This is a genomic window from Pseudarthrobacter sp. NIBRBAC000502771 (assembly GCF_006517215.1).
GTDB lineage: Bacteria > Actinomycetota > Actinomycetes > Actinomycetales > Micrococcaceae > Arthrobacter > Arthrobacter niigatensis.
In genome coordinates this window covers 2,805,725-2,817,653 of record NZ_CP041187.1, presented here as the reverse complement: position 1 = coordinate 2,817,653, position 11,929 = coordinate 2,805,725, and the positions used below count along the sequence as shown (strand labels likewise).

The following is an 11,929-nucleotide window of genomic DNA, read 5'->3' as shown; positions in this document are numbered from 1 at the left end:
CCAGCCAGGTGGATGGTGGGACTACCAGCGGCCGTTGCGGGGCCGCGGCTGGCACACCGGGCAGGTATGGGAGGAACGGTTCATGAACTGGTCCCGGCGGATGGTGGAACTGATCCCCGCTGCGGCGCACCGCCTGCACGGCTCACCCTGGCGGCCGTAGGCGTTCAGGGACCGGTCAAAGTAGCCTGAAGCGCCGTTGACGTTGACGTACAGGGAGTCGAAGCTGGTCCCGCCGGCGGCCAGGGCATCGAGCATGACCTCGCGGGCACTGTCCAGGACGTGTTGGGCCTCGTTCCTGCGAAGGGTGTCGGTGGGCCTGGCAAAGTGCAGGCGGGCACGCCAGAGGGCTTCGTCAGCGTAGATGTTGCCAATGCCGGACACCAGCCCCTGGTCCAGCAACGCCCGTTTCAGGCCCGTCTTGCGCTTGCGCAGGCGCTGGTAGAAGAGGTCGAACGAAAAGGCAGGGTCCAGGGGGTCCCGCGCAATATGGGCGGCTTCCGCGGCGATGAGCGGAAGGGGGGACTCGGCGAGGCCGCCGGGGCCGCCGTCGTCGGTGGGTACCAAGGCGGTGACGAAGAGGCCCCCGAAGATCCGCTGGTCAACGAACCGCAACTGGGCCGGCATGCCGTCGCGGGGACTGAGGCGAAGCCTGACCTTGAGGTGCTTTTCGTCGGGGACGTCCGGATCCTGCATCAAGAGCTGGCCGCTCATCCCCAGGTGAGCCATCAGTGCAACGTCCGGCAGCGGTGCGGTTTCAGGGTTTTCCGGTGCAGCGGGCCCGTCCGTCAGCGGCATCCACAGGAATTTGCCGCGGCGCACGACGTCGGTGACGGTTGCGCCCTGGAGGTTGCCGATAAAATCCCCCGCGCCCAGGGCATGGCGGCGGATGGAGCGGGCATCAAGGACGTCAACAGCGCTGATGGTCCTGCCACGGACCCAGTTCACCAGGCCGCGGCGCACCACTTCGACCTCGGGCAGTTCAGGCACGGGACGCTACTTGGCGGTGACGGAACCAGCCGAAGTGCCGGCGGCATTCCGGGTTTCGGCGCCGGACAGCACCCGCCAGGCGTCCGCGGCCGCTTCCTGCTCCGCTTCCTTCTTGGAATGCCCGGAACCCTTGCCGTAGGCGTTTCCGCCGATGTTCAAAACAGCGGTGAAGGTGCGGGCGTGATCCGGGCCGGTCCCGTCCACCGCGTAGTGGATGCTGCCAAGCTGCCGGCTGGCCGCGAGTTCCTGGATGCTGGTCTTCCAGTCGGTGCCGGCGCCCAGGACAGCGGCGTCCTTCAGCAACGGTCCGATCAGCCGCATGACGAGTTGGCGCGCGGTCTCGATGTCGTTGGAGACATAGGTGGCCCCGATCAGGGCCTCCATGGTGTCCGCGAGGATGGACGCCTTGTTTTTCCCTTGGGTGAGCTTCTCGCCCTGGCCCAGGTAGATGTACTCGCCGATGCCCAGGCTACGGCCGATGCCGGCCAGGGCCCGGGTACTGACGACGGCGGACCGGCGCTTGGCGAGTTCGCCTTCGGGCAGGTCCGGGTTGTCCCGGTACAGGGCGTCGGTCACGGAGAACCCCAGGATGGAGTCGCCCAGGAATTCGAGCCGCTCGTTGGTGGGGATGCCGCCGTTCTCGTATGCGTACGAGCGGTGGGTAAGCGCAAGACGAAGCGTCCCGGCGTCAATAATGACACCGAGACGCTTCAGAAGCTCTTCAGTTGAAGACATCAGTCAGCCTGTTGGGGCCGATTAGACGTCAGCGACCTTGCGGCCCTTGTACTCAAGGAACAGCGCAGTGCCAGCAGAGTCGGTAACGACCTTTGCCTGGTGCGGCAGGCTGTAGGTGACCTGGCCGTTCTCAACGGTCTTCACCAGGTGGGGGGCGGTCGCCTTCCACTGCGAGCGGCGGGCGCGGGTATTCGAGCGAGACATTTTCCGCTTGGGAACAGCCACGGCTAACTCATTTCTCTCTAGACAAACACGTACAAATCAATTTTGCCGGTCAGGCTTAGCCATATCAGCTAGGGCAGCCCAGCGAGGATCCAGGACCTCGTGGTGGTGCCCCGGCTCGTCTTCCAGGCGAACTCCGCATTCGGAGCAAAGGCCCTGGCAGTCTTCCCGGCACACCGGCTGGAACGGCAGATTGGTGACAACCGCGTCCCGCAACACCGGTTCAAGATCGATTACATCGTGCTCGACTCGACGTTGCTCTTCATCTTCTTCTCCGTCCGAGAGCTCAGTGCCCTCGTAGAAGAAAAGTTCTTGCACATTGACCTCAAGGTCATACGCAAGGGGATCCAGGCATCGGCCGCACTCGCCGGTTACTTCGGCGAGGACAGTTCCTGATACCAGAATTCCTTCGTGTACGGCCTCCAGCCTCAGGTCGAGCTCGACATCCGAGCCTTCCTGAACACCAATGAGCGCCACACCAAGATCACCCGGTGCGGGTACATGTTCCGTCAGTGTCCGCATGCTTCCCGGGCTGCGCCCGAGGTCCTTGACGTCGAACGCCAGGGGCGAACCAGCATCTCTGTTAATGAGAACTCCTGTTGAACATATGACCGACGTACCATCTTAGCCTGAAGAGCCATGGTGACTCAAACCGGCAGCGGGCAGCGCCGAAGTACCGATCCAGCCTACCGCCTCGGCTGCTGATCCGGCGAAGGCTCGCCGGCAACGATGCGCCGGTGCACTGACCGGGGAACGTAGTCCGAGACGCTTCCGCCCAGGGACGCCACCTCCTTGATCAGGGTGGAGGACAAATGCAGGTAGCTGGCCTCGGCCGGGAGGAAGACTGTTTCCACGCCGCTCAACTGCCGGTTCATGGTGGCCATGGGGAGCTCGTAGTCAAAGTCCGACGACGACCGGAGCCCTTTGACGATGGCGGACACCCCCCGGTGGCGGCAGTATTCCGCGAGGAGTCCCGCGCCGACAGGCTCCACCACGATGCCCTTGAGCGAAGCCAACGTCTCGCGCGCCATGTCCAGCCGCTCCTCCAGGGTGAACATGTACTTCTTCGCATAGTTGGTGGAAATGGCCACAATGACCTCATCAAACAGGCCGGCAGCCCGGGCAATGACTTCGAGATGGCCGTTGTGGATGGGGTCGAAGGATCCGGGGCACACAGCGCGTCTCATGCTCCGAACCTACCGCATGGAAAGCCCGGGATACCATGACTGGATGCATCCAGCACGGGAACTTTCCACACCCCTGGCACCTGCTCCCTGGCAGCGCACCGCGCTCGGGGCAAACCTCCTGGCCGCGGACGGCGGACTGGGAGTGACCATCTTCGAAGAGATGACAACCCTGGCCGTCAGGACGGGCGCCATCAACCTGGGACAAGGCTTCCCCGATGAGGACGGGCCGGTTGAAATCAGGGAGGCGGCCCGGGCGGCCATAGCGTCCGGCGCCAACCAGTACGCGCCGGGCAAGGGCCTCCCCGAACTCCGCGAGGCGGTAGCCGCGCACCAGGAGCGCTTCTACGGCCTGGCTCCGGATCCGGCAACGGAAGTCATCATCACCACCGGGGCCACTGAAGGCATTGCCGCTGCCCTGCTGGCTTTTGCAGGACCGGGCGATGAGGTCCTGACGTTCGAGCCGTTCTACGACTCCTACGGTGCGGTCATCGGGCTTTCCGGGGCCACCCACACCACCGTTCCCCTGGCTGCCCCGGACTTCATGCCGGACGTGGCGGCATTGGAGGCGGCCTTCAGCGAGCGGACCAAGGTGGTGCTGCTGAACAACCCGCACAATCCCACCGGCGCTGTGTTTCCACCCGCGGTCCTGCAGCGGGTGGTGGACCTTGCAGGCCGGTACGGCAGCATCATCATCACCGATGAAGTGTATGAGCACCTCACCTTCGGCGTGGGCCACACGCCGGTGGCCACCCTTCCGGGCGCTGCCGGGCGGACCATCACCATCTCCTCTGCCGGCAAGACTTTTTCCCTCACCGGCTGGAAGATCGGCTGGCTCAGCGGGCCGGAGGAACTGGTGGCCGCCGTCCGCACGGTAAAGCAGTTCCTGACCTACAGTTCGGGTACGCCGTTCCAGGCAGCGATCGCAAAGGGTTTGGCCCTCCCCGATGATTTCTATACGGGCATCGCTTCTGCCTTGGAGCAGAAACGGGACATTCTCAGCGCCGGGCTCCGGGCCGCCGGCTTGGACGTCTTCACCCCGCAGGGCACCTACTTCGTCAACGTGGACACCGCACCGCTGGGCATCACCGATGCCCTGGACCTCGCCCGGCGGCTGCCGGTACTGGTGGGGGTCGCAGCCATTCCCGTTCCGGTCTTCTGCCATCCGGAAGGCGCCGAGCGGACGCGCAGCCTGCTCCGCTTTGCCTTCTGCAAGAAGACCAATGTCCTGGAGGAGGCCGCCGCGCGGTTGGCAACCCTGCGCGGCAGGCTCTGATGCCCACCCGCGGGGCCGCCAGCCGTTTCCTGCGCACCACCGGCCAGCATGCCACCATCGAGCCTGATGCCTTTACCGACGGCGGCTACGTGCTCAGCATCGGCGGAGCCGAACAGTCGCACGTCAACCTTGACCGGCCGGAAGACATCTTCTACGAATACCTGCGCCGGATCGGACACCTCGTGGATCTTGCTGCGCCGCCCGGACAACCAATCACGGCGCTCCACCTGGGAGCGGGCGCGTTGACGCTGGCGCGGTACATCCAGGCGACCCGTCCGGGCTCAGTGCAGTATGCAGTTGAGCTGGAGCGCGAACTGCTGGACTTCGTCCTGCGGCACCTTCCCATGCCCGAAGGAACAAACCTGACCACCATCATCGGCGACGCCCGCGAAGCGCTCGGTGCGCTGGACCCGGGCCTGGCGTTCGACGTCGTGATCCTGGACATCTTCTCCGGACCGGAGGCGCCGGCCCACATCGCCACGGACGGTTTCTACCGTGAAGCCAGGGACCGATTAAGCCCGGGCGGGCTCCTGATCGTCAATGTCGGGGACGAACCGGCGCTCACGCTTGTCAGGAGCCAGGTGGCCGCCATGCGCGCTGCCATGGCCGATGTTGCGGCGTTCGGGGAAGCCGGAATGTTCGACGGACGGTATCCGGGAAACGTCATCCTGGCAGGAACGCAGGACCCCTGGCCGGACTTGTGGACAACAGAGCTGGCCGCCCGCGGCCCCCACCCTGCCCGGGTCCTGTCCGGAGTGGACCTGGACCCCTTCTCGGCTTAGGCCCAAGGCCCTATCCCTCTGCCACGTCCGGCAGGTCGTCAGCGGAAATGGCATCGGGCACCGACGGCTCCGCGAACCACAGCCTGGTTTCCCCGTATTTCTTTTCGGCGAAACGCGTCATCCCTTCCGGCCACCCTGGTTCCGGGGAGCGTGAGGAGCGTTCCACCACCACCACGGCTCCGGACCCCAAATGGCCGGCGAGCTTCTGCAGCACGGCGGCGAGCGTGCCGTCCTCCAGCGGATACGGCGGGTCCAGGAACACGACGTCCCAGGCGGCCGCCGCCGCAGCGCGGTCAAGGAACGGCTCCACCTTGGAACGGTGAACCGTCACGGTCTTAGTGCCCAGCACCCCGTTGATGAGGTCCGCGTTGCGCTGGCACACGGCACTGGCTTTGGCGTCCGACTCGACGAGGTCCACCGACCGTGCACCCCGGCTGCCGCTTTCCACCCCCAGGGCACCGGAACCGGCGTAGAGATCCAGTACCCGGGCGCCGGCAAGCACGTCAAAGGCGTCCAGGCGGGAAAACAGCGCTTCCTTGACCCGGTCCGTCGTGGGCCTGGTCAACGATCCCGGGACCGCCGCCAGCGGCGTGCCGCCGGCCGCGCCGGCGATGATGCGCGTCACCGCACCCACCGCAGTTCGGCCGCGCCGGCCACGTCGTTGCTAACCGCGTTCAAGGAACGCCTCCTTCTCGGGGTTGAGATACTTCTCGATGGCCCCGGCGAGCTCGGGGTGGCCGGACAGCAGCGGGTCCCCGCCAACGATTGCCTGTGCGTCGTCCCTGGCCCGGGCTATCACGTCTTCATGTTCAAGGACCCGGAGCAGCTTCAGCGTGGACCGGCCGCCGGACTGGGAAGCACCAAGGATATCGCCCTCGCGCCGCAGCTTGAGGTCCTCCTGCGAGAGGACGAACCCGTCCGTCGTGGCAGCGACCGCGTCCAGCCGCCGCCTGCTGGGGTGGCCGGGTTCAAGGGCGGTTACCAACAGGCACGTTCCTGGCAGGCCGCCGCGGCCCACGCGGCCGCGAAGCTGGTGGAGCTGGGAGATTCCGAACCTGTCAGCGTCCAGGATGACCATCAGCGTGGCGTTGTGCACGTCGACCCCCACTTCGATCACGGTGGTGGAGACGAGCAGCTTGATGCGGTTGGCGGTGAACCCGGCCATGGTCTCCGTCTTCAAGTCGGGGTCCTGGCGTCCGTGCAGGGGAGCCAGCGGCACCCCTGCCAGCGAGGGCTCGCCCTGGAGATGGTCCACGACGGCGGTGACGGACGCGAGCTCCCGCGTCTCCTCTGTGTCCATGCCGGAAGGTGCGGCCTCGCCGGGGCTGAAGTCGCCGTCGTCGTCCGTTCCGATCTTGGGACAGACCACGTACACCTGGTGGCCGGCGTCGATCTCTTCCCGGGCACGTGCCCAGATCCGTGCCACCCAGCCGGGATTTTCCGCAAGGCCCACGAGGTGGGTGGTGATCGGTGCCCGGCCCTTGGGCAGTTCGTCGAGGGTGGAGGTCTCAAGGTCGCCAAACACGGTCATCGCTACCGTGCGGGGAATGGGCGTGGCGGTCATGACGAGCAGGTGCGGCGGTTTGCGGGCTTTGGCCCGCAGGGCATCGCGCTGTTCCACGCCAAAGCGGTGCTGTTCGTCCACCACGATCAAGCCGAGGTCATAGAAGGAGACGTTGTCGCTGAGCAGTGCGTGGGTGCCGATGATGATTCCTGCGGTCCCGGAGGCGGCGTCGAGCATTGCCTGCTTCCGTGCCGCCGTAGGCATGGACCCGGTGAGCAGCGTGACCTGGACGGAAGGCCCGTCGCCGGCGGCCAGGCCGCCCAGGAGTCCGTCGCTGGAAAGCGGACCGAGGGTTCGCCGGATGGAGTCGAAGTGCTGGGCGGCGAGTACTTCGGTGGGGGCAAGGAGCGCGGCCTGGCCGCCTGCGTCCACCACCTGGAGCATGGCACGCAACGCCACGACGGTTTTCCCGGAACCCACTTCACCCTGCAACAGCCGGTTCATGGGCGTGTCCTGCGCCAGTTCCGCGGCCAGGGTCTTGCCGACGGAGGCCTGGCCGGCCGTGAGCGTGAACGGCAGCGCGTGGTCGAATGCGGCCAGGATTCCGTCATTGACAGGACGCCGGGCGGTGGCTTCCTCCGCGGCAAGCTGGGCCCGGCGCCGAGCCAGCGCTGACTGCAGCACCAGTGCTTCCTGGTAACGGAAACGGTCGCGGGCACGCTTCCAGTCGCCGGCGGTTTCGGGAACGTGGATGAGGCGGTAGGCGTCTGCGACGGGCAGGAAGCCTTCCCTCGCGGCGACCTCCGGGGGAACCGGGTCCGGCAGCGAACCAAGGTCGGAAGTTTCGAGCAGCGTGGCGATCACCTTCTGGATCTTCCAGCTGGGCAGTTTGGCCGTGGCCGGATAGACCGGTATTGGCATGGCGGCAAGTTTCCCAGGGTCTTTTCCGGCGTCGCTGAACGGATCTTCGTCCAGGAGCTGGAAGTCGGGGTTGGTAAGGCCCAGCTTTCCCTTGAAACTGGTGACCCGGCCCGAAAACAAGGCACGGCGGCCCTGCAGGAGCTCGTTCTTCGCCTTGAACCCGTTGAAGAAGCTGATTTTCAGGGTGCCCGGAACCTTGCCGGTGTAATCCCGCCCGCCAACCAGCCGCAGGCCCTGCTTCCCGTCGTCGTCTGAGACGATGACGTCGGTGATGGTCCCGCGCCGCGCCTGCATCTGCCGGGTGCTGCTGGAGAGGACCCTGGCTATCAGGGTCACGTCCTCATCGAGCGGAAGCTCTGCGATGGGGGTCAACTCCCCGCGGCTCATGTAGCGGCGGGGGTAATAGTTCAGGAGGCCCTCTACGGTGGTGATGCCGAGGTGTTTCTCAATGACCGCCGCTGAGCGCTTCCCGATCCGCCGCTCCAGGGCAAGTTCCAGTTCAGCGCTCATGCCCGCCGGTGTTCACCGCGTCCGCACCCGGGTCCCGCGGCAGGGCCAGTTCGCTAATGCTGATCTGGGAAGGTTCGCCCAGGGACCGGATAATCCCCACCGCCGGGGCGGCGTCCGGCACGTGCACGTGCACCCGCCACCGGTAGTTGCCATCGGCGTCCGGCCCGTTGCCCACCTGGCTCATGATCACTGACTCGCCGATTTCGTCGAGACGCTGCCGCAGGGTGGCGGCATTCAATGGCGACAGGCTGATGGTGCACATGACTTCCACGCCGTCGTCGGCAGGCAAGGACGTATGGATGTGGGGATCAGAAACATCGTAGCCGTGGAGGCCATCGAGAAGCTCCCCCTGCAGCTCCTCCCCCATGACGGCGGAGCGGAGGCAGTCAAGGATCAGCAGCATTCCCACGCCGCCTGCATCCACCACGTGGGCAGACTGGAGCGCATCGAGCTGTTCTTCGGTGTGGATCACGGCGGCCAACGCCCCCTCCACCGCCGAGTCAAGGGCAAGGCCCAGGGCATGGTTGCTGTCGTCACCGTCCTGGCCGGCGTCCACGGCGGCGGCCGCACGTGCCGCCGCTTCCATGACGGAAAGCATGGTCCCGGGAACGGGATCGCTGAGGGCAGACCACGCCCGGATCTGCGCACGGTTCAGGGCCGCCGAGAGCAGGGTGGACGTCAACCGGGTATGGCCGGCCAGCGGCTCAGCTGCCGCACAGAGGAACACCGAGAACAAGGTCCCGGAATTTCCCCGCGCCTCCTCCATGGCAGCCTGGCCGGCCATCGAGAGGACTTCCCCGACGTCCACCGGGGCAGGCTGGCCAGGGTCCAGCACCAGCGAACGCGCCGCAGCGCGGACCGTGAGGTAGAGGTTTGTGCCGGTATCACCGTCAGCCACCGGAAAGATATTGATGGCGTTGAGCCGGTCGCTGTGGTTTCCCAGCGCAGTTTCAGCCTTGCCCAGCCACCTCTTCATGGCCAGCGCGTTGGCGGCAACCTTAGTGTGCAAAGTGATCCCATCCCCCGGTGTCCGCGGCCCGGCCAGCTATCAGGACACCCGGGCCTTCGTCGGTGCCGAGTGCATGTATCGAGCCTATCGCAGTGAATCCGGGTGGCAGCTGAACATCGGCAGGGAATGTGGCCAGCAGCCCGTGGTCCTCACCCCCGCCGAGCACCCATGGCGCCGCATCCGCTCCCAGCCGCGCCGCAGCGGGTCCCAGGAGTTCCGCCAACCGGGCCAGGCGTGCCGGGTCGAGGGCAACGGCGACACCGCTCGCGGCGGCGAGCCGCTTTCCGTCGCGCAGGAGTCCGTCCGATACATCCAGCATGGCTGTGGCCCCTGCCTCCCGGGCTGCAGGGCCTGCTTCCAACGGCGGCCGCGGGCGGCACTGCAGGTCGACGAAGGCATGCTCCGCGGGCGTCAGGGTATCCACCCCGATTCCCGACTCGAGGAGGGCAAGGCCTGCTGCCGCATGGCCCACCGTTCCCGCGAGCGCCAGGATGTCCCCCGGCCGGGCACCGGAACGGAGCACCGGCCGGGCGCCGTCGAGGGTTCCAAGGACAGCGGCGGTCACGGAAATTTCCCGGCCGCGGCCGAGGTCGCCGCCCGCCACGGAACAGTGGACTGCCCCGAGTTCCCGGATTCCGGCTGCCAGTCCGTCCGCCAGGTCCTCTACCCAGGCGACCGGGGTGTTTACGGGGAGCGTGAGGCTGACCACCATCGAGGTGGCCCGGGCGCCCATGGCATTGATGTCGCTGAGGTTTTGCGCTGCTGCCTTCCAGCCGACGTCGAACCCGGTGGTGCGGTAGCCGCTGGGCCACAGGAGCCGGAAATCCTGGTCCTGGACCTGGGTGTCGATGCTGATGACGGTTCGCCCGTCCGGTGCCGCGACAATGGCGGCGTCGTCCCCCGGCCCAAGCAGCGTGCTTGCAGTGTATCCGGCCTCCGTCCTGAGGCGCGGAAAGATCCGGGCCAGCAGATCGGCTTCGGAAAGCCCGGCCACGGTGGGCTGGTGGTCTATGCGGTTACGAAGGTCTTCAGGCACGCCACTACGCTACCGCGCCCGGCCGACATTCTGTCCGGACTTGGACGGCGGCGGCGATAGGCTGGAACCATGCACCATCCCCAGTTGCCCCTGTCCGCCCGCGCCGCCAGGATGGCGGTGGTTGGTGCAATTGCCGCCCTTTCCCTGGCATCCTGCTCCGGCGCAGTGGATGTCACCGCCGCAAAGGACGCCGCCAACCCGGCGTGCGCGCCCATGATGGTGGCCCTGCCCGATGCCATTGGCGATTCGAAGCTGCGGAAGACCAACAGCCAGGCCACTGCGGCCTGGGGCGATCCTTCGCTGGTCATCCTCCGCTGCGGCGTCAACGTGCCGGGGCCGACTACCGACCGGTGCGTCACCGTCAACGGGGTTGACTGGGTGATCAAGGAAGGCGATCCGGCATGGACGCTGACCACCTATGGCAGGGAACCGGCTACGGAAATCGTGATGGATCCGGACAAGATCAGCTCCGCGACAGTGCTCGCGGACCTGGCGGCCGCTGCCGGCAAAATTCCGTCAACGCGGAACTGCGTGGGCCAGGAGGATCTGCAGAACCTGCCCAAGAGCCAGTAGGGTTCCCTGGCCGAAGCGAAGCGAGGTTAGGGTGCCGGTGGGGATCAGCGGAGGCCGGTGTTGCGGTGCAGGGCCAGGTAGATCAGTTCGTCAATGAGGTCGGCGTACCCAAGGCCTGAAGCTGCCCACATCTGGGGGTACATGCTTTTGGGCGTGAAGCCGGGCATGGTGTTGATCTCGTTGATGATCAACTCGCCGTCCGGGGTGTAGAAGAAATCCACGCGGCTGAGGCCTTCGGCACCCACGGCATCAAATGCGGCTGCGGCCAGCTCCCGCACCCGGGCGATGGCCTCCGCGGGCATGTCGGCCGGGCAGCTGAGGGATGCTGCATCGTCCTCGACGTACTTGGCATTGAAGTCATAGAACTCGTGCGTACCTCCGGCCACGGAGATTTCGCCGGGCATCGATGTCCGCGGCGCGTCAGTACCCCGGCCTTCCAGGACCGCGCACTCGATTTCGCGTCCCACGATGCCGGCTTCGATCACCAGCTTCAGGTCGTGCCGCCGGGCTTCCTCGATGGCCGCATCCAGCTCCTCGAGGGAGTCGACTTTGGAGATTCCCATGGAGGAACCAGCGCGGGCCGGTTTGACGAAGACGGGGAAGCCCAGCCGGTCCACCTGTTTCCGGACAGCTTCGGGGTCCTTGCGCCACTGCCTGTCCGTCACGGCCACGTACGGCCCGACGTGCAGCCCGGCTGCTTCGAAGACCACCTTCATGTAGTGCTTGTCCATGCCGACGGCGGACGCCAGCACTCCGGCACCGACGTACCGGGTGTCGGACAGTTCGAGGAGTCCCTGGATGGTGCCGTCCTCGCCAAAGGGGCCATGCAGCAGCGGGAAGACCACATCCACGGCCCCCAGTTCCTGCGGAACCTGGTTGGGCGAGGCCACGATCAGCTGGTGCTCCCCGCCGATCTCGGCCAACGTAACCGTTTCCGGGGACGGAACGACTTCAGGAAGCGACGAGGCCGCGAGGGACCATTCGGCGGTTTCGGCGGGGGCGAGGACCCATTGGCCGGTCTTGGCGATTCCGATGGGAATGACCTCGTACTTGTCCTTGTTGATGGCACCCAGCACGCCTGCCGCGGTGACGCAGCTTACGGCGTGCTCGCTGGACCGGCCGCCGAAGAGCACGGCAACGCGCGGTTTCCTCGTGGCTGTTTGACCCGTGGTGGGTGTGTCTTGGGACAT

13 protein-coding genes are annotated in these 11,929 nt (G+C 66.3%); 3 read left to right on the top strand and 10 right to left on the bottom strand.

All coding sequences use genetic code 11. From position 1 onward, the window contains the following. Positions 1-21: 21 nt before the first annotated feature. The 5 genes from mutM to coaD all read right to left on the bottom strand — a co-directional run bounded on the left by mutM (position 22) and on the right by coaD (position 3,131). A complete protein-coding gene (mutM, locus tag NIBR502771_RS13160) occupies positions 22-987 on the bottom strand; it encodes a bifunctional DNA-formamidopyrimidine glycosylase/DNA-(apurinic or apyrimidinic site) lyase (RefSeq protein WP_141160141.1) in 966 nt (321 codons plus the stop codon). 6 nt (positions 988-993) lie between these two features. Continuing rightward, on the bottom strand, positions 994-1,722 hold the full coding sequence (rnc, locus tag NIBR502771_RS13155) for a ribonuclease III (RefSeq protein WP_141160140.1): 729 nt from the start codon (positions 1,720-1,722) through the stop codon (positions 994-996). Between the two features lie 21 nt (positions 1,723-1,743). Continuing rightward, complete coding sequence (rpmF, locus tag NIBR502771_RS13150; protein ID WP_009356569.1) at positions 1,744-1,947, bottom strand: 50S ribosomal protein L32; 204 nt, start codon at positions 1,945-1,947, stop codon at positions 1,744-1,746. A gap of 36 nt (positions 1,948-1,983) precedes the next feature. Then, a complete protein-coding gene (locus NIBR502771_RS13145) occupies positions 1,984-2,508 on the bottom strand; it encodes a DUF177 domain-containing protein (protein WP_141161550.1) in 525 nt (174 codons plus the stop codon). 122 nt (positions 2,509-2,630) lie between these two features. Beyond that, entirely contained in the window at positions 2,631-3,131 is a 501-nt protein-coding gene (gene coaD / locus NIBR502771_RS13140) for a pantetheine-phosphate adenylyltransferase (RefSeq protein WP_141160139.1), read from the bottom strand. Positions 3,132-3,174: 43 nt separating this feature from the next. On the opposite strand from coaD, the gene NIBR502771_RS13135 reads away from it, so the two are divergent. Further along, the gene (locus NIBR502771_RS13135) at positions 3,175-4,404 is read left to right on the top strand and encodes an aminotransferase class I/II-fold pyridoxal phosphate-dependent enzyme (RefSeq protein WP_210411218.1); all 1,230 of its coding nucleotides are present in this window, start codon (positions 3,175-3,177) and stop codon (positions 4,402-4,404) included. Beyond that, on the top strand, positions 4,404-5,186 hold the full coding sequence (locus NIBR502771_RS13130) for a spermidine synthase (protein ID WP_210411217.1): 783 nt from the start codon (positions 4,404-4,406) through the stop codon (positions 5,184-5,186). Before NIBR502771_RS13135 ends, NIBR502771_RS13130 begins: the two co-directional genes overlap by 1 nt. A 10-nt stretch (positions 5,187-5,196) precedes the next feature. On the opposite strand, the gene rsmD is transcribed toward NIBR502771_RS13130, so the two are convergent. Genes rsmD through thiL form a run of 4 tightly spaced genes read right to left on the bottom strand, consistent with a single transcriptional unit; the run spans position 5,197 to position 10,166 of the window. Continuing rightward, positions 5,197-5,811, bottom strand: coding sequence for a 16S rRNA (guanine(966)-N(2))-methyltransferase RsmD (gene rsmD, locus NIBR502771_RS13125; protein ID WP_141160137.1), 615 nt, complete (start codon positions 5,809-5,811; stop codon positions 5,197-5,199). 39 nt (positions 5,812-5,850) lie between these two features. After that, a complete protein-coding gene (locus NIBR502771_RS13120) occupies positions 5,851-8,121 on the bottom strand; it encodes an ATP-dependent DNA helicase RecG (RefSeq protein WP_141160136.1) in 2,271 nt (756 codons plus the stop codon). Then, on the bottom strand, positions 8,111-9,097 hold the full coding sequence (locus NIBR502771_RS13115) for a DAK2 domain-containing protein (protein ID WP_141161548.1): 987 nt from the start codon (positions 9,095-9,097) through the stop codon (positions 8,111-8,113). Before NIBR502771_RS13115 ends, NIBR502771_RS13120 begins: the two co-directional genes overlap by 11 nt. 22 nt (positions 9,098-9,119) lie before the next feature. Beyond that, positions 9,120-10,166, bottom strand: coding sequence for a thiamine-phosphate kinase (gene thiL, locus NIBR502771_RS13110; protein ID WP_141160135.1), 1,047 nt, complete (start codon positions 10,164-10,166; stop codon positions 9,120-9,122). Positions 10,167-10,235: 69 nt separating this feature from the next. Here thiL and NIBR502771_RS13105 point away from each other — a divergent pair, with 69 nt between their 5' ends. Next, positions 10,236-10,739 (top strand): DUF3515 domain-containing protein, encoded by a 504-nt coding sequence (locus NIBR502771_RS13105; RefSeq protein WP_141160134.1) that lies wholly within the window; start codon positions 10,236-10,238, stop codon positions 10,737-10,739. A 44-nt stretch (positions 10,740-10,783) separates the two neighbouring features. On the opposite strand, the gene NIBR502771_RS13100 is transcribed toward NIBR502771_RS13105, so the two are convergent. Further along, complete coding sequence (locus NIBR502771_RS13100) at positions 10,784-11,929, bottom strand: D-alanine--D-alanine ligase family protein (protein WP_141160133.1); 1,146 nt, start codon at positions 11,927-11,929, stop codon at positions 10,784-10,786.

Excerpts from the sequence above, each read along its gene's own strand:
- NIBR502771_RS13105 (WP_141160134.1), top strand. The coding sequence starts at position 10,236 with ATGCACCATCCCCAGTTGCCCCTGTCCGCCCGCGCCGCCAGGATGGCG.
- coaD (WP_141160139.1), bottom strand. The coding sequence starts at position 3,131 with ATGAGACGCGCTGTGTGCCCCGGATCCTTCGACCCCATCCACAACGGC.
- NIBR502771_RS13120 (WP_141160136.1), bottom strand. The coding sequence starts at position 8,121 with ATGAGCGCTGAACTGGAACTTGCCCTGGAGCGGCGGATCGGGAAGCGC.
- NIBR502771_RS13130 (WP_210411217.1), top strand. The coding sequence starts at position 4,404 with ATGCCCACCCGCGGGGCCGCCAGCCGTTTCCTGCGCACCACCGGCCAG.
- NIBR502771_RS13115 (WP_141161548.1), bottom strand. The coding sequence starts at position 9,097 with ATGAAGAGGTGGCTGGGCAAGGCTGAAACTGCGCTGGGAAACCACAGC.
- rnc (WP_141160140.1), bottom strand. The coding sequence starts at position 1,722 with ATGTCTTCAACTGAAGAGCTTCTGAAGCGTCTCGGTGTCATTATTGAC.
- NIBR502771_RS13135 (WP_210411218.1), top strand. The coding sequence starts at position 3,175 with ATGCATCCAGCACGGGAACTTTCCACACCCCTGGCACCTGCTCCCTGG.
- NIBR502771_RS13100 (WP_141160133.1), bottom strand. The coding sequence starts at position 11,929 with ATGTCCCAAGACACACCCACCACGGGTCAAACAGCCACGAGGAAACCG.